The sequence below is a fragment of the Isoptericola sp. NPDC057391 genome, from assembly GCF_042668085.1.
Classification (GTDB): domain Bacteria; phylum Actinomycetota; class Actinomycetes; order Actinomycetales; family Cellulomonadaceae; genus Isoptericola.
The window spans coordinates 1-15,560 of record NZ_JBHVBO010000097.1 but is presented as its reverse complement, the minus strand read 5'-3'; the positions used below and the strand labels follow the sequence as shown (position 1 = coordinate 15,560).

Below are 15,560 nucleotides of genomic sequence, written 5' to 3'. Positions count from 1 at the left end.
GGCGGCGTGCACGCCGCCCTGGCCCTGACAACTCGGGGAGGCGTCAGCCGGCCAGCCAGCCCGCCAGGCGGTCGGGACGGTCGGTGATGATCTCGTCCACGCCCAGCGCGACGGCGGCGGCCCAGTGCTCGGGCTCGTTCAGCGTCCAGACGGCGGTGGCGAGGCCGGCGTCGTGCAGCCGGGCGACCACGTCCGGGTCGTCGCGCAGCACGGTGCCCTGCGGGTTGCACATGACGACGTCGAGCTCGCGGCAGCGTGCGACGAGGTCGTCGCCCGCCCCGGTGACGAGCAGGCCGCGGCGCAGGCCGGGGTCGGCGTCGCGCAGGGCGGCCACCGTCTCGGGCCAGAAGCTCTGCGCCACGGTGCGGTCCGCGAGGCCCGCCGCACGCAGCGGCTCGGTGACCCGGAGCACCTCCTGCGCCGTCCACGCGCCCTTGACCTCCAGCAGCAGGTCCAGGCCCGGTCGGGCGCGCAGCAGGCCGATAACCTCGGCGAACGTCGGCACCCGCTGCCCGGCGTACGCGGGCGCGAACCACGAGCCGGCGTCGAGCAGCCGGACCTCGCGCAGCTCGAGGTCCGCCAGCTTGCCGCTGCCGTTGGTCGTCGCGTCCACGGTGTCGTCGTGGAGGACGACGACCTCGCCGTCCGCGGTGAGGCGGACGTCGATCTCGAGCGAGTCGGCCCCCGCCAGCGCCGCGCTCTCGAACGCGGCGAGCGTGTTCTGCGGCGCGACGGAGCTGTTGCCGCGGTGCGCGACGACGCGCGGCCGGCGCGAGCCCACGACCCCCGTCACAGGTACGGCTCCACGTTCTCGGTGTACGCCGTCTCGATGCGCGGCGCGATGGCCTCGAACGCCGTCTTCGGGTCGGCGTCCTCGATGACGATCTGCTCCAGCGCCTCGTTGAGCAGCGCGTCGGCGCCCGGCACGAAGACGCGCACGTCGTCCTGCACGCGGGCCTTGTCGGCGAGCTGGTCGACGGCGGTGCGGAACTGCGGCGTCTGCGCGTAGGTCTTCTTCATCGCGTCGCTCTCGACGGCGGACGTGCGCACCGGCATGTATCCCGTGGCCTGCGAGAACGTGGCCGTGTTCTCGGTGTTCGTGAGGAACTCGAGGAACATCGCCGCGGCGAGCTGCTGCTCCGGCGTCCGCGACGACGGGATGGCCAGCCCGGTGCCGCCGGTCGGCGTGCCGCCGCCCTTCGGACCGTCCGGCAGGTACGCCGTGCCGACCTCGAACGACGCGGCGTCGAGGGCGCCCTTGAGCGAGCCGGTGGAGCCGATGGTCGAGGCGATCAGGCCGGACGAGAAGTCCGCCATCGCGTCGTCGGCCGAGAGCGTCGCGACGCCGGAGCCGTGGAACAGGTCGCGCACGAACTCGCCGCCCGCGATCGCCTCCGGGGTGTCGAGCGTGAGGTCGAAGCCGTCGGAGTAGGCGCCGTCGTGGCCCCAGATCATGTTCTCGAACCACCAGGCGCCCCACGACGGGCCGGTGGACAGGCCGAACGTCGAGCCGCCCTTCGGCACCTCCGGCTTCACCTTCGCGTCCCACTCGACGAGCTCGTCCCACGTCTGCGGGCCGCGGTCTGGCAGGCCCGCGGCCTCCCACAGGTCCTTGTTGTAGTAGAAGAGCGGCGTGCTGCGGGCGTAGGGCACCGCCCAGTGCTGGTCGTCGTACTCGTAGTCCGCGTACAGGGCGGGCTGGAAGTCCTCCGCGTCGGCGTCGAGGAACTCCATGACGTCGTCCACGGGCATGATCTGGTCGTTCAGGTGGTAGCGGAACCACCACACGTCGGACGCGATGACGAGGTCGGGCAGCTCGTCCGTCTGCGACGCGGCCTGGAAGCGCTGGGCCACCTCGTCGTAGTCGGCGCCGGCGGTCACGAGGTCGACCTCGATGCCGGTCTCCTCGGTGAAGTCGTCGATGAGCTGCTGCTCGAGCTCCTGCGACTGGCCCGGGTGGTTGCTCCACCAGGTGATCTCCTTCGCAGGCTCCACCTGCGACCAGTCGACGTCGGCCGACGCGTCTGGGGACGAGTCGCCGGACGTCGCGCCGACGCTCGGGCCGCCGCAGGCGGTGAGGGCGAGGACCGAGACCGCGGCGAGCGCCGCGACGGCGGTGCGGGTGCGGCGGGCAGGACGGTGGGACACACGTGCTCCTTGGTTCGGGGTGACAGGGCGCGGGAGGGACGGGCTCAGCCCGTCACCGCGCCCGCGGTGAGGCCGGCGACGAGGCGTCGCTGGAGGATCAGGAAGACGAGCAGGATGGGCAGGGTCACGACGACGGTCGCGGCCAGCAGCACGCCCCAGTTCGACATGCCGTCGGTGTTCTGCAGCAGGGTGAGGCCGACGGGGAGCGTCATCTTGTCGGCGTGGTCGACGACGAGGAACGGCCACAGGTAGTCGTTCCACTCGGTCACGACGGACACCAGCGCGACGGCCGCGAGCGTCGGCGTGCTCATCGGCACGACGAACTTCCACAGCCTGCGCCAGTGACCGGCGCCGTCGAGCTCGGCGGCCTCGAGGACCGACGCCGGCAGCGTGAGGAAGTGCTGCCGGAACAGGAAGGTGCCGAACGCGCTGGCCAGCCCGGGCACGAGGATCCCCTGGTAGGTGTTGAGCCAGCCGAGGCTCGCCACCAGCGTGTAGTTGGGGATGATCGTGATCTGCGGCGGGATCATCAGCGTCGCGATGACCAGCCCGAACACGACCTTCTTGAACGGGAAGTCGAGGAAGACGAGCGCGTACGCGCACGCCAGGCCGAGCGCGACCTTGAGGCCCGCGCCGACGACGGTCAGGCCGATGCTGTTCGCCAGCAGGCGACCGAGCGGGATCGCGCCCGCGGCCTGCGCGTAGTTCTCGAGGCTCGGCGACCCCGGCAGCCACTGCAGCGGCACCTGGTACAGCTCCTCGGGCGTCTTGAGGCTGGCGAGGAGCAGCCACACCAGCGGCAGGCCGAGCACGACCGTCGCGAAGAGCATCGTGACGTAGCCGGCGAGGGAACCGCCGACCTGCGGCGAGCGTCGTCGTGCCGGCCGGGCGGCGACGGCGGGGCCGGGGAGCGTCGCGGCGCTCATGCGTAGTGCACCTTCCGCTGGACGTACCGCATCTGCACCGCGGTGACCGCGAGCAGCACGAGGAACAGGACGGTGGCGACTGCGGACGCGTACCCCGCGCGGCCGCCCACGAAGCTCTCCTCGTAGATCGAGTACATGAGCGTCGTCGTGGAGCCCAGCGGCCCGCCCTGGGTCATCGCCTTGATGATGTCGAAGGACTGCAGCGAGCTGAGCATCATCGTGACCAGCAGGAAGAACGTGGTCGGGGTGAGCAGCGGCAGCACGATCGAGCGCAGCGTGCGGGCCGACGACGCGCCGTCGAGCGCGGCGGCGTCGCGCAGGTCCTGCGGCACGGCCTGCAGGCCGGCCAGATAGATGAGGGCGACGTACCCGAGGTTCTTCCACAGGTAGACGACGATCACCATGACCAGAGGCCACGGGCGCGCGGTGTACCAGGCGGGCGACTCGAGGCCGACCCAGCCGAGCAGCTCCTGCACCAGGCCGTAGCGCGGGTCGAACATGAACAGCCACAGGATGCCGACGGCGAAGCCGCTCAGCACGTAGGGCGCGAACGCGACCGTGCGCGCGACGCCGCGGCCCCGCAGCCGCCGGTTCAGCAGCAGCGCCAGGCCCAGCCCGAGCACCATCGCGCCGCCGACGGTCGCGACCGTGAAGACGAGCGTCGTGCCGACGACGCGGCCCGTGGTGGGCGCCGTGAACCACTCGACGTAGTTGCCGAGCCCGACGAAGCGGGCCGACGGGGAGCCGAGGTTCCACTGCAGCGTCGAGAGGTAGAGGCTCTGCAGCAGCGGCCGGTAGACGAAGACGACGATGAGCAGGACGTTCGGCCCCGCGAGCAGCAGCGCCCACAGCAGGGCGTTCCGGCGGCGGCGGGCGCCGAGGCGGCTGCGCGTGCGGGTGGCGGGTGGTGGGCCCGCGGGCGGGGTGCCCGCCCGGGCCGACGGGGCGCCCGGGAGGCCGGACGGCCGTGGGGTCACGACGGTGGTCACAGCCGCGACTCTAGGAACCGCTCTGCCCGAGATGTCCGGATGGGTCGCGCTGCCGACGAAGCGTTCGGGCAACGTTCATCGGGGCGGTCCCCGCAGGTCACCGGCGGTCCGCGCCGGTCACGCGGGCGTCGACGGGACGTCGGCCGGACGTCAGGTAGGCGTCAGCCGGGCGTCGTCGCCGGGACACCCGCACGGGGGTAGGCCCGGGTCTTCTCGGAGGTGCCCATCCCCCACCGCACGGCCCGGGTGGCGAGCGCGCCGGCCGGGCCGCCGAGCGTGCGGCGGAACGGGGTGCCGATGCCGAGCGCGTCCCGCGCCCACGTCGGCAGCGTCGAGACGGCGCCCGCGACCAGCAACCCGTACGGCGGGCGGGCGAGGCGCGGCAGCGGGGGCTCGCGCAGCAGGAAGCGCGCGGCGTCCAGCGCCGCCGGCGAGGCCTCCAGCTCGGGGCGGTACGCCTCGACCGTCTCGCGCAGCCCGGCCACCGTCTCGGGCACGACGACGGCGCCCAGCGCCCGCGCGACGTGGGCGGCCTGTGCCACGTACTCGTCGGCCTCGGCGTCGGTGAGCGGCCGCTCGCCGAACCGCTGGTGCGCGGTGAGGAACGAGTCCGCCTCGGCGGCGTGCACCCAGGTGAGCAGGTGCGGGTCGCCCGCGCGGTAGGGCCGTCCGTCCGGCGCCTTGCCGCGCACGCGCTCGTGCACGGACCGGACCCGGTCGATCGCGGCCTGCGCGTCGTCGACCGTGCCGAACGTCGTCGTCGCGATGAACGTCGCCGTCCGCTCCAGCCGGCCCCACGGGTCGCCGCGGTAGCCGGAGTGCCCGGCCACGCCCGCCATGGCCAGCGGGTGCAGCGACTGCAGCAGCAGCGCCCGCAGCCCGCCCACGAACATCGATGCGTCCGCGTGCACGCGCCCGACCGGGCTGTCCGGCGCGAACCACCGCGGCCCGGGCGTGAGGTGGATCCGGTCGCGCACCGCCTCCGCCTCCGGCCCCGCGACCTTCGCGAACAGCACGTCTCCCAGCCGCAGCCGGAGCCGCTCGACCGGGTTCGTCGCCGTCGTCATGCCGCCAGTATCCGCTCACACGTCCATCGGCGTGAGCACGGCGATGCGCCACCCGTCATCCGTGCGCACCAGCTGGTACACGAACCGTTCCGTACCCTCGCCGGGCCCGTCGTGGTGCCACGTCACGTCGGCCCACACGCTGTGCGCCGTGGCCGCCACGACCCGCACGTCCGACGTCATGCCCGTGACGCCCTCGTACTGGCTCCACGACGACCCGAAGAACTGCTCCGTCTGCGCGCGGCTCGTCACCGGCAGCGACTGCCCGGGGAACAGGATCAGCGCCGGCACCGCGTACAGGTCGGCGACCGCCGCCTCGTCGCGGTCCAGCAGGGCCTGCCGGTAGCGGTCGAAGAACTCCGCGGCCACGCCGTCCGGCGTGTCCGTGCGGTCGGTGGTCATGTCGTCCGCCTCCTCGCGGGTCGCTTCCGTCGACAGGTCGACCGTACGCGCGGGCGCGGACAGGAGCCTCTGCCCGCCGGCCGTCGGGGAGGGACGGACGGCGGGCAGAGGCGGTCACCAGGCCGGGCGCGTCACTTCACCGCGACCTCGACACCGCCGGAGAACATCGAGTCGTGCAGCTCGAGGGTCGCCGGGGTGGCGTTCTTGGGGATGTCGAAGACCACGACCCCGTCGACCTTGTTCCCGGGGTTGATCTCGTTGAGGAACGAGTTGGACTCGTCGAGGTAGATGCCCGCCTCCGAGTCCGCCGAGTGCGTGCGGCCCTTCGTGTCGACGAGGCTCTGGCTGCTCCCGTCGAAGTACTGCGCCTCGTCGCCGATGTTCTCCACCGTCATGTGGACGAGCACGAACTGCCCCTGCGCCTTCTCGCCCAGGATCTCGTCGCCGACCTCCTGCACGCCGTCCTCGAGCTTCGTCACCGTGAACTCGAACTTGCCGTCGCGGACCTTGTCGCCGACGGCGGGCAGCGCGTCGGCCTTCGCGGGCTTCTCGGCGTCCTCGGGCTTCGCGTCCTCGGCGGGCTTGCCCGCGGCGTCCGCCTGCTGCGTCGCGGCGGTGTCGACGTCGGCGACGGCGGGGCTGTCGTCGTCGCCCCCGCCGCTCGCGCTCGCGATGATGACGACGAGGACCACGACAGCGCCGAGGCCGGTGAGCACCTTGTGCCGGGCGAACCAGTTCTTGCGCTTCTGCGGCGCGGGCGGCATCTGCGGCTGCGGCGACCAGCCCTGCGGCGCGCCGTAGTGCGCCTGCTGACCGGGCTGCGGCGGCCCGTACGGCTGCTGCGGGTACTGCTGCTGGGACGGGTCGGGGTGAGACGTGGACATGAGGACTCCTGAGGGTGCAGTGCCACGAGGGCCGGGACGTCGATCCGAACGGGACGATCGTCCGGCGCGGGGTCACCCCGGCGGATCCCCTTCGCGGCTCGACCGGCCGAGCCGAAAGGTGGACGGGTTTCCCCCGCCGTCGAGCCGATCGGGGGACGGCGGACGGCCGGCGACCGCCGTACGCTGCCCGCATGAATCCGCCGCCGAGCCACGCCGACCCGTACGGCCGCCCGCCGTCGGGCGCGCCCGGTGGCCAGGGGCCCGGCACGCCTCCCCCGCCGGCGCCGCCGTACGGCCGGCCGTACGCCCAGGCCCCTCACGGGGCCTCCCCCTACGGGCCGCCGCCGCCCTACGGACCGCCGCCGCCCGGCCCGGCCGGGCAGCCCGGCGTCCCGCAGCCGTATCCCCTGTACCGTCCTGTCCCTGCCGCGCCCGCGTCGCGTCTCTCGCCCGGCCGTCGGTTCTGGAGCGTCGCGGGCACGATCGGCGCGATGGTCGTGGCGTGGTGCTGCGCGATCGTCGGGATCGCGTTCGCCACCCCGGTGGACGACCTGGGTGGCGGTGACGTCGCACTGTCGCTGCTGTGGTTCGTCGTCTCGGTCGGCATCGGCGCCGCGATGTGGTGGCGCACGTCCCACCCGGTCCTGGTATGTCTCGCGACCGCAGCGATCGGCGTCGTCGGGCCGCTGGGCGCCGTCGCGCCGCTCATCGCGCTCCCGTGGGTGATCGCGCGGACGGACCTGCGGCGCAGTCTGCTGTGCGGCGGCGCGACGGCCCTCGCCCTGGCCGTGACCTTCTGGCGCGACGCCACGACCGCGCCGCAGGTGATCTTCTCGGTGGCGCTCGAGAACGGCTCCACCTCGTACATGTCACCCGTGGGGTACATCGTGCTGGGCGTGCTCGGGCTCGCCGTCTCGGTCGGTGCCGGGCTGCTGCGACGCCTCGTCACCGCGAACGCCGACGCCGACGCCGCGCGCCGGGTGGCCCAGCGCGCCGACTTCGCGGCCCAGGAGGCGCTGCAGCAGGCGACCGCGGAGGCGCGTCGCGCCGACGACCTCCGGGCCGAGTCCGAGGCGTTGCGCACCGAGCTCACGCGGCAGGAGGAGCGCGACCTCATCGCCCGCGAGATGCACGACACCGTCGCCCACCAGCTCTCCCTCGTCTCCCTCGAGGCGGCGTCGCTCGAGGTGTCGTCCGACGACCCGGGGGTCGGGGACGCCGCGCGGTCCATGCGCTCGTCCGCCCACCGGGCGCTCGAGGAGATGCGCACCCTCATCAAGTCCCTGCGTGACGGCGCCGAGGAGTACTCCGGCGCCGCGCCCTCCCTCGGCGACCTGGCCGAGCTGCTCGACGGTGCCCGGGAGCGCGGCGTCGATGTCACCGCCACCGTGTTCGTCACCGACGCCGACGCCGCGCCCCCCGCCCTGACCCGCGCCGTCTACCGCGTGGTGCAGGAGTCGGTGACGAACGCGGCGAAGCACGCTCCCGGCGCCCGGGTGGACGTCAGTGTGCGGGCGCGCCCGGGTGCCGGGACCGACGTCGTCGTGCACAACGGTGCCGGCGCCGCGGGCGGCGGCGTCCCCGGCGGCGGCGTCGGCATCCCGGGGATGCGGGAACGGTGCGAGGCCCTCGGGGGCTCGTTCGACGCCGGACCGACCGACGACGGCGGGTTCCGGGTGCGGGCGCACCTGCCGTGGGTCGTCACGGCGGAGGACTGAAGTCACCCGCCTCCGCGCTCACCCTGCGCCCGCGGGTCCCGGCAGTGGCTAGGGTCGGCGTGTGGTCAGGGTGATGATCGTCGACGACGACGCGATGGTGCGCGGATTTCTGCGGACCATCCTCACGAAGAGCGGACTCGACGTCGTCGCGGAGGCCGCCGACGGCGACGAGGTGGTCACCGCCGTGCAGGCCCACCACCCCGACGTCGTCCTCATGGACCTCCGGATGGAGCGCATGGACGGCATCCGCGCGACCGCCGCCACCGCCGCGCTGCCGTCCGCGCCCGGCATCATCGCCATGACGTCGTTCGACACCGAGTCGGCCATCCTCGACGCCGTCCACGCCGGTGCCGCCGGGTTCCTCGCGAAGGACTCCGGCCCGGACGAGCTCGTCACCGCCGTCCAATCCGTCGCCGCGGGCGAGGGAGCGCTGTCCCCGCGGGCCGCGCGGGTCGTCATGGAGCAGGTCGGCTCCAGGCCGGCCGCCCGCGGCCGGCGCGAGGCGCGCGAGCTGCTCGCGCAGCTCACCGCGCGGGAGCTGGAGATCGCGGGCGCCGTCGCCGAGGGTCTGTCGAACGCCCAGATCGCGGAGCGACTGTTCCTCGGCGAGGCGACGGTCAAGACCCACCTGGCCCGCGCCACCACCCGGCTCGGCGTGAACCGCGTGCAGCTCGCCCTGCTGGTCGACCGAGCGGGATGACGCCGCTCCGTCCCGGGATATCACTGATAACCTCGTCGACATGGTCGACCTTCGAGCCGAGCGCGAGCGAGCGGGTCTCAGCCAGGCCCGCCTCGCCGAGCTCGCCGGGATCGCGCCGTCCAACCTGTCGGCGTACGAGTCCGGCAAGCGCCCCGTCTCACCGGCGATGATCGAACGCATTCGGCGAGCGATGGTCCGGCCGTCCGACCGGCTCCGCGAGAAGCGCGAAGAGGTCCTCACGATCATCGCCCGCAACGGCGGCACGAACCCGCGCGTCTTCGGCTCGGTGGCTCGTGGCGAGGACACCCCCGCGAGCGACCTCGACATCGTCGTCGACGTGCGCCCGGAAGACGCGTGGCGCTTCGTCTCCACCCCGCGGGAGCTGTCCGAGCTGCTCGGCGTCCACGTCGACGTCGTCACCGAGCGCGGGCTGCGCGCCAAGCACCGGGACATCGTCGACGAGGCAGTCCCGCTGTGAACGACCGCTCGAACCGCTGGCTGCACGACCTCGTCGACAACGCAGCCGCCGTCGACCGGCTCGTCGCACGCGGCAAGGAGGCGTACGACGCGGACGAGATGCTCCGCTATGCCGCCGAGGACCTGCTCATCCGCCTCGGCGAGTGCGTGAGGCGCATCGATCGTGACGACCCCGGTTTCGTCGACGCCCATGCGGACCTCGAGCTCCGTCGTGTCAAGGACTCGCGCAACGTCATCGCGCACGGCTACGACGTGGCCGATTCCGAGCTGCTGTGGTCGATCCTGTCGACCAACATCCCTCAGGTCGCGGCCCGGGTCGCTCGACTCATCGGCTGACACCGGACGGGCTCGGGTGAATTCCCCCGCTACCAGGAGAGCCGCACCCACGAACCCTTGCGGCGGAGCTGGCGCGGTGGTGAGCTCCTCGGGTGGAGTCGGCGGTCGAGGCGGAGCTGCGCAGGCAGATCATGGCGTGGGTCGGCGAACGCGCCGAGGCCAACGGCGGCTTCCTCCGGCGCGACGAGCTGCTCGACTTCCACCTCGACGGCCAGAAGCTGCCGGTCATCGACTACTCCCGCGGCATCCGCAACCCGGCGTCGTTCGACTCCACGCTCTCCATCGTCAGCGCGGCGCCCCGACGGTGAACGACGGACTCGCCCTGTGCAAGATCCACCACGCCGCCTATGACCAGAACATGCTCGGCGTGACGCCGGACGATGAAGTCCGCATCGCGTTCCGCCTGCTCGAGGAGATCGACGGGCCCATGCTCAAGCACGGGCTGCAGGAGATGCACGGTCGACCCCTCTCCGTGCCTCGCCGAACGGCCGACCACCCTGATCGCGATCACCTGGCCTGGCGCTACGAGCGCTTCGACGCGGCGGCACGGGCAACCACAGCCTGACGTCGGGCCGGACGGGCGGCGTGGCACTGGCTCTGACGCGCCGGTCGGCGGAGCAGCAATGAGTTTCTCCGCGCCAAGCGGTCACCATCGACACGCGACACGTCCAGCCGGGCGGTCGCATCGGACAGGTCAGGAGGCCCACCATGTTGAGACCGGTCGCGGACGGGGTGTGGGCGCACCAGAGCGAGCTGCTCCGCAACAACGCCGTCGTCGTGCAAGGCCGTCGCGGCGTGCTCGTCGTCGACCCCGGCCTCACGGCCGACGAGCTGACGTGCCTCGCGAACGACCTGCAGGACCTGGGCGAGCCGGTCGTCGCGGGTTTCGCGACGCACCCCGACTGGGATCACGTGCTCTGGCATGCTGCGCTCGGCGACGCTCCCCGGTACGGCACCGCGCGCTGTGCGGTCGACCTGCACCGCCTGAGGTCGACCCCGGACTGGCAGTCCCGTGTCACCGAGGGCCTTCCGCCGGAGATCGCCGGGGACGTGCCGCTCGACGGGTTCGGCCTCGTGGTCGGGCTGCCCGCCGGGACGACCCGGCTTCCGTGGGACGGCCCGCCCGTCCGCGTCGTCGAGCACCCGGCGCACTCCCCCGGCCACGCGGCGCTGCTGATCGAGGAGGCCCGAGTCCTCGCGGCCGGCGACATGCTGTCGGACGTCTTCGTCCCCATGCTCGACGAGTTCGACGACGCGAACGACCCGATCGGCGACTACCTCCGCGGGCTGGACGTGCTGGAGCGGGTGGCCGGCGACGTCGACGCCGTGGTCCCGGGGCACGGGTCGGTCGCCGGTGCTGACGAGCTGCGCGCACGGATCGCCCGAGACCGCGCATACCTGGACGCCCTGCGGGACGGCAGGTTGCCGGACGACCCCAGGATCGGCCCGTCGGCCGAACCTGGCTGGGAGTGGGTGAGCGACATCCACGAGGGGCAGGCCCAGAGCGTCGCCCGACGGCGTGAGGCGGCCGGGACGACCGACTAGCTAACGCCCCGCGACGAGCGTCGCGGCGCCCGTCGTCGCGGCGAGATGGCGCACGATCCGGTTCACGGCGTCCCGGCCGGCGCGGTTGGCGCCGATGGTGGAGGCGGACGGCCCGTAGCCGATGAGGTGCACACGCGGCTCGCCGTCGACCTGGGTGCCGTCCATGCGAATGCCTCCGCCGGCGGTGCGCAGGTGCAGCGGCCGCAGGTGGTCGAGGGCGGCGCGGAACCCGGTGTTCCAGAAGATGACGTCCACGGGGACCAGGTCGCCGTCGGGCGTGACGACGCCGTCGGGCACGATGCGGGTGAACATGGGCCGCCGGTCGAGCACGCCGCGCTCCTCGGCGGCGAGCAGTGTCGGCGTCTTGATGAGCCCGGTGACGGACACGACGCTCAGCGGCGGCAGGCCCTCGCGCACCCGGTCGGCGACCATTGCCACCGCGCGCGAGCCGTCCTCCGGCTCGAACGAGTCGCGCCACACGGGCTCGCGGCGCGTGAACCAGGACGTCTGCGCCACGTGCGAGACCTCCTCCAGCAGCTGCACCGCGGAGATCCCGCCACCGACGACGGCGACGCGCTGCCCGGCGAAGTCCTCCGCCCGCACGTAGTCGGCGGTGTGCAGCTGGCGCCCCCGGAACGTCTCCTGCCCGGGGTAGGCGGGCCAGAACGGCTTGGACCACGTGCCCGTCGCGTTGATGATCGCCCGCGCGACGACGACGCCGGCCCGGCCCTCGCCCTCCCAGCGGACCAGGAGGTCGCCGCCGGCCCCGTCGTGACCCGCCTCCTCGACCCGGCGCACCCGCACCGGGCGGACGACGGCGAGTCCCAGCTCGCGCTCGTAGTCGCCGAAGTAGGCGGGCAGCACGTCGACGCTCGCCGCCTCGGGCTCGACGTCGGGCTGCTCGATGCCGGGCAGGTCGTGGATGCCGTTCACCGTGCTCATCCGCAGCGAGCGCCAGCGGTGCCGCCACGCTCCCCCGGGGCCGTCCTCGGCGTCGAGCACGAGGTACGTGCGCGCGCCCGACGCTGCACCGACCGCGGGCACGAACCCGCGCCGCCGCAGGTGGTACGCCGCGGACAGGCCGGCCTGCCCCGCGCCGATCACGACGACGTCCGCCTCCTGCGGCATGCCCTCGGTCGTCGTCACGTCTCGGGAACGTGCCGCACGCGGCCGGGATTCCACGGGCCCGTGTGGCACGGCGCACCGTGCGATGTCGCCGGTCGGGTCTAGCGTCACGACCCATGACCTTCGCCAACGTCGGCACGCTGGGTGCCGCCCCCGGGAAGCGCGACGCGCTGGTCGCGCACCTCACGCAGCGCAGCACGGAGCTCGCGGACGCGGGCTGCCTGCTCTACGAGGTCGGCGTCAGCGACGACCGGCCGGACACGGTGTTCGTGGCCGAGCTGTGGACGTCGGCGGAGGCGCACCAGGCGTCGCTGCAGCTCCCGGCCGTCCAGGAGTCCATCGCGGCGGCCCGCCCGCTGCTGTCGGGCGAGTTCGGCGGGTTCCGCTTCACCGTCGTCGGCTCGCCGCTGCGAGACTGACACGGTGAGGGAAGACGCCGCTCGTACCGCCGTCATGATCGGCGGCGGCATCGGCGGCCTCGCGTCGGCGGTCGCGCTGGCGCGCCACGGCTGGGACGTCACGGTCGTCGAGCGCGCGACGTCGCTCGACCCCGTGGGTGCGGGGATCGTCGTCGCGCCGAACGCGGTGCGGTCGCTGGACGCGCTGGGCGTCGGCGACGCGACGCGCGACCTCGCCGCGCTGCAGGGCGAGATCGGCCTGCGCCGACCGGACGGCGGGTGGCTGGTCCGCGGGCGCGCCGAGGGCGCGTCGTCCGTGTTCGGCGACCGCACGCTGATGCTGCACCGCGCGCAGCTGGTGGGGCTGCTCGCGGACGCGCTGCCCGCCAGAGCGCTGCGGCTGGGGACGACCGCCGTCGTCGTGGACCCGGGGACGACGACGCGACCGGCACGCGTCGCCGTCACCGACGGCGCGGGGACGACGACGGAACGCGACTCGGACCTCGTCGTCGCGGCCGACGGCATCGAGTCCGCCACGCGCACCCGCTGGTGGCCGAGCGCCCCCGCCCCGGTCTCCGGTGGGTCGACGGCGTGGCGTTTCGTCGCCCCGGCCGTCCCGGGCGTCGTCGGCTCCGAGATCTGGGGGCGCGGGATCGTCGCCGGTGTCATGCCGCTCGCCGACGGTCGCGTCTACGTGTACGTCTCGGTGGCCGACGCCGTCGGCGTCCCGCGCGACCTCGACGAGCTGCGGGCCCGCCTCGCCGACTGGCACGACCCGATCCCCGCCCTGCTCGCGTCCGTCGACGACGCCACCGCGCTGCGGCACGAGCTGCGGCACCTGCCCGCGCCGCCGGCATCGCTCGCAACCGGCCGGGTCGCGCTCGTGGGCGACGCCGCGCACGCGATGCTGCCGAACCTCGGGCAGGGCGGCTGCCAGGCGCTCGAGGACGCGGTGGTGCTCGGCGCGCGCGTCCGCCCGGACGACGACGTCGCGGACGCGCTGCTGCGCTGGTCCGCCGAGCGACGGCCGCGCGTGGCGAAGGTGATGCGGATGTCGGCCCGGGTCTCCGGCCCGACCCTGTGGACGTCGCCCGCCGCCACGGCCGCCCGCGACGCCGGGATGCGCGCCGTCGGGCGTTGGACGGAGACCCTGGGCTCGCGCGCCCTCCGCCCGGTCATGGCCTGGCGGCCGCCGGAGGACTGAGCGGACTTCACCCCGCGCTCATCGGACGTTCTCTCTGTAGCCCTGACCTGGACAGATGCCTGCGATGGGGTGAAGCGAACCGACGCGAACCTGGAGGCATCATGGACCGACCCCGAACCCGACGGTTCGCGGCGGCGACCCTCGCAGCGGCCCTGTCCCTACCGCTGACGACGGCCGCCGCGCACGCGCAGGCCACGCCGGGCGACGACACCGCCACGCCGGCCGTGGCGAGCCTGCCGCTGGAGCAGAACGGCGGCACGTGGCCCACCAGCCACGTGCAGGGCGTCGCCGTCGACCAGGCGCGCGGCTTCATCTACTACTCGTTCACCACGCTGCTGGCGAAGTACGACTTCGAGGGCAACCTCGTGGGGACGGTCGAGGGCTTCACCGGCCACCTGGGTGACCTGGACCTCGACCCCGAGTCCGGCCGCGTCTACGGCTCGCTCGAGTACAAGGCCGACGAGGCGTTCTACGTCGCGGTGGTCGACGGCACCGAGGTGACCGAGGTCGGGATGGACGCCCAGGCGTCCGACGTCTTCTCCACCGTGTACCTCCCCGAGGTGCACGACGACTACGCGGCCGACATGGACGGCGACGGGCAGTTCGACGGCAACGTCGGCGACACCGCCGACCACCGGTACGGCAGCTCCGGGATCGACGGCGTGAGCTTCGGCCCCGAATTCGGCCGGACCGACGGCGAGCCGCTCCTCACGGTCGCGTACGGGATCTACGGGAACACGGCGCGCACGGACAACGACCACCAGGTGCTGCTGCAGTACGACGTCTCCGACTGGGAGCGGTACGAGCGCCCGCTCACCGAGGAGGCCCCGCACCACGTCGGCCCCGCGGAGACGGACGGCAAGTACTTCGTCCGCACCGGCAACACCCGGTACGGCGTGCAGAACCTCGCGTACGACGCCGCGCAGCAGCGCTGGTTCCTGGGCGTCTACCGCGGCAGCAAGCCGGAGTTCCCCAACTACCTGATGTTCGCCGTCGACGCCGGCACCCGGCCGGTCGAGGGCGACCTGCTGGGCGTGCCCGGCCCGGACGGCGAGGGCACCGAGCGCGGCCTGCTCCTCACGCTGGCGGACGACGGCCTCACGGACCCCGAGACCGGTGTCCGCGGGTGGGAGCAGAAGGCGGACGTCGGCCTGCAGCCGCTGGGCCACGGGTTCTTCTACCTCGCGACCGACTCGGGCGCCAAGGGCGCGCAGACCGCCGACCTGGACCTGGTGCGCTGGACCGGCGACGCCGAGGCGCCGTTCGCGCCCGCCACGCACGACGAGCTGGCCCGCACGTGCGCCGTCGACTACACCGTGCACGGCACCTGGCCGCGCGGGTTCACCACGCAGGTGCGCGTGCGGAACACGGGCACGTTCCCGACGGAGGGCTGGACCGCCGCCTGGCGCTTCGGGTCGGGCGAGACGATCGACCACGCCTGGGGTGCCGACGCCCGGCAGGACGGCGATGTCGTCCGCGCCACCGCGGCCCGGTGGAACGCCGCCCTCGCGCCGGGCGAGCGCACGACGTTCGGGTTCGTCGGGCGCACGACGTCCCGCACCCTCGAACCCGCGAACGTCACGCTGAACGGGTTCTGTCTCTTATAAACATATGACGCAGCCCACCACTACAGCACTGTAGATA

The 15,560-nt window shown here is 73.5% G+C and carries 18 protein-coding genes; 10 read left to right on the top strand and 8 right to left on the bottom strand.

Annotated elements, in window-relative coordinates; genetic code table 11:
- Positions 1-43: 43 nt before the first annotated feature.
- The 7 genes from ACFUVW_RS12980 to ACFUVW_RS12950 form a co-directional block, all read right to left on the bottom strand.
- The gene (locus ACFUVW_RS12980) at positions 44-793 is read right to left on the bottom strand and encodes a glycerophosphodiester phosphodiesterase (RefSeq protein WP_430571743.1); all 750 of its coding nucleotides are present in this window, start codon (positions 791-793) and stop codon (positions 44-46) included.
- Entirely contained in the window at positions 790-2,148 is a 1,359-nt protein-coding gene (locus tag ACFUVW_RS12975; RefSeq protein WP_430571742.1) for an ABC transporter substrate-binding protein, read from the bottom strand. Before ACFUVW_RS12975 ends, ACFUVW_RS12980 begins: the two co-directional genes overlap by 4 nt.
- Positions 2,149-2,192: 44 nt before the next feature.
- Positions 2,193-3,074: a carbohydrate ABC transporter permease gene (locus tag ACFUVW_RS12970; RefSeq protein WP_430571741.1), complete on the bottom strand. Its 882-nt coding sequence runs from the start codon at positions 3,072-3,074 to the stop codon at positions 2,193-2,195.
- Entirely contained in the window at positions 3,071-4,063 is a 993-nt protein-coding gene (locus tag ACFUVW_RS12965) for a carbohydrate ABC transporter permease (RefSeq protein ID WP_430571740.1), read from the bottom strand. The genes ACFUVW_RS12970 and ACFUVW_RS12965 overlap by 4 nt, the downstream gene beginning before the upstream one ends.
- Before the next feature lie 161 nt (positions 4,064-4,224).
- Entirely contained in the window at positions 4,225-5,130 is a 906-nt protein-coding gene (locus tag ACFUVW_RS12960; protein ID WP_430571739.1) for an oxygenase MpaB family protein, read from the bottom strand.
- A 15-nt stretch (positions 5,131-5,145) separates the two neighbouring features.
- Positions 5,146-5,529 carry a nuclear transport factor 2 family protein gene (locus ACFUVW_RS12955; protein WP_430571738.1) on the bottom strand — a complete coding sequence of 128 codons (384 nt, stop codon included), beginning with the start codon at positions 5,527-5,529 and terminating at the stop codon, positions 5,146-5,148.
- A gap of 131 nt (positions 5,530-5,660) precedes the next feature.
- Positions 5,661-6,413, bottom strand: a complete 753-nt coding sequence (locus tag ACFUVW_RS12950) for a DUF4352 domain-containing protein (protein WP_430571737.1) — start codon at positions 6,411-6,413, stop codon at positions 5,661-5,663.
- Positions 6,414-6,904: 491 nt separating this feature from the next.
- On the opposite strand from ACFUVW_RS12950, the gene ACFUVW_RS12945 reads away from it, so the two are divergent.
- The 7 genes from ACFUVW_RS12945 (at position 6,905) to ACFUVW_RS12915 (ending at position 11,189) form a co-directional block, all read left to right on the top strand.
- On the top strand, positions 6,905-8,131 hold the full coding sequence (locus ACFUVW_RS12945) for a sensor histidine kinase (RefSeq protein ID WP_430571736.1): 1,227 nt from the start codon (positions 6,905-6,907) through the stop codon (positions 8,129-8,131).
- 61 nt (positions 8,132-8,192) lie between these two features.
- A complete protein-coding gene (locus ACFUVW_RS12940; protein ID WP_430571735.1) occupies positions 8,193-8,831 on the top strand; it encodes a response regulator in 639 nt (212 codons plus the stop codon).
- Between the two features lie 40 nt (positions 8,832-8,871).
- On the top strand, positions 8,872-9,309 hold the full coding sequence (locus tag ACFUVW_RS12935) for a helix-turn-helix domain-containing protein (protein WP_430571734.1): 438 nt from the start codon (positions 8,872-8,874) through the stop codon (positions 9,307-9,309).
- Positions 9,306-9,644, top strand: a complete 339-nt coding sequence (locus ACFUVW_RS12930) for a DUF86 domain-containing protein (RefSeq protein WP_430571733.1) — start codon at positions 9,306-9,308, stop codon at positions 9,642-9,644. Before ACFUVW_RS12935 ends, ACFUVW_RS12930 begins: the two co-directional genes overlap by 4 nt.
- 92 nt (positions 9,645-9,736) lie before the next feature.
- The gene (locus ACFUVW_RS12925) at positions 9,737-9,952 is read left to right on the top strand and encodes a hypothetical protein (protein ID WP_430571732.1); all 216 of its coding nucleotides are present in this window, start codon (positions 9,737-9,739) and stop codon (positions 9,950-9,952) included.
- On the top strand, positions 9,949-10,209 hold the full coding sequence (locus ACFUVW_RS12920; RefSeq protein ID WP_430571731.1) for a hypothetical protein: 261 nt from the start codon (positions 9,949-9,951) through the stop codon (positions 10,207-10,209). Before ACFUVW_RS12925 ends, ACFUVW_RS12920 begins: the two co-directional genes overlap by 4 nt.
- 143 nt (positions 10,210-10,352) lie before the next feature.
- Positions 10,353-11,189, top strand: a complete 837-nt coding sequence (locus ACFUVW_RS12915) for an MBL fold metallo-hydrolase (RefSeq protein ID WP_430571730.1) — start codon at positions 10,353-10,355, stop codon at positions 11,187-11,189.
- Here the strand turns inward: ACFUVW_RS12915 and ACFUVW_RS12910 are convergent, their stop codons facing one another.
- On the bottom strand, positions 11,190-12,317 hold the full coding sequence (locus tag ACFUVW_RS12910) for an FAD-dependent oxidoreductase (protein ID WP_430571744.1): 1,128 nt from the start codon (positions 12,315-12,317) through the stop codon (positions 11,190-11,192).
- 113 nt (positions 12,318-12,430) lie between these two features.
- On the opposite strand from ACFUVW_RS12910, the gene ACFUVW_RS12905 reads away from it, so the two are divergent.
- The 3 genes from ACFUVW_RS12905 (at position 12,431) to ACFUVW_RS12895 (ending at position 15,523) form a co-directional block, all read left to right on the top strand.
- Positions 12,431-12,733, top strand: coding sequence for a putative quinol monooxygenase (locus ACFUVW_RS12905; RefSeq protein ID WP_430571729.1), 303 nt, complete (start codon positions 12,431-12,433; stop codon positions 12,731-12,733).
- Between the two features lie 4 nt (positions 12,734-12,737).
- Positions 12,738-13,916, top strand: coding sequence for an FAD-dependent monooxygenase (locus tag ACFUVW_RS12900; RefSeq protein ID WP_430571728.1), 1,179 nt, complete (start codon positions 12,738-12,740; stop codon positions 13,914-13,916).
- A gap of 101 nt (positions 13,917-14,017) precedes the next feature.
- Positions 14,018-15,523, top strand: coding sequence for a cellulose-binding domain-containing protein (locus tag ACFUVW_RS12895; protein ID WP_430571727.1), 1,506 nt, complete (start codon positions 14,018-14,020; stop codon positions 15,521-15,523).
- Positions 15,524-15,560 lie beyond the last annotated feature (37 nt).

Coding starts and splice junctions, on each gene's coding strand:
- ACFUVW_RS12970 (WP_430571741.1), bottom strand. CDS start 3,074: ATGAGCGCCGCGACGCTCCCCGGCCCCGCCGTCGCCGCCCGGCCGGCA.
- ACFUVW_RS12960 (WP_430571739.1), bottom strand. CDS start 5,130: ATGACGACGGCGACGAACCCGGTCGAGCGGCTCCGGCTGCGGCTGGGA.
- ACFUVW_RS12955 (WP_430571738.1), bottom strand. CDS start 5,529: ATGACCACCGACCGCACGGACACGCCGGACGGCGTGGCCGCGGAGTTC.
- ACFUVW_RS12950 (WP_430571737.1), bottom strand. CDS start 6,413: ATGTCCACGTCTCACCCCGACCCGTCCCAGCAGCAGTACCCGCAGCAG.
- ACFUVW_RS12945 (WP_430571736.1), top strand. CDS start 6,905: ATGGTCGTGGCGTGGTGCTGCGCGATCGTCGGGATCGCGTTCGCCACC.
- ACFUVW_RS12935 (WP_430571734.1), top strand. CDS start 8,872: ATGGTCGACCTTCGAGCCGAGCGCGAGCGAGCGGGTCTCAGCCAGGCC.
- ACFUVW_RS12915 (WP_430571730.1), top strand. CDS start 10,353: ATGTTGAGACCGGTCGCGGACGGGGTGTGGGCGCACCAGAGCGAGCTG.
- ACFUVW_RS12910 (WP_430571744.1), bottom strand. CDS start 12,317: ATGCCGCAGGAGGCGGACGTCGTCGTGATCGGCGCGGGGCAGGCCGGC.
- ACFUVW_RS12905 (WP_430571729.1), top strand. CDS start 12,431: ATGACCTTCGCCAACGTCGGCACGCTGGGTGCCGCCCCCGGGAAGCGC.
- ACFUVW_RS12895 (WP_430571727.1), top strand. CDS start 14,018: ATGGACCGACCCCGAACCCGACGGTTCGCGGCGGCGACCCTCGCAGCG.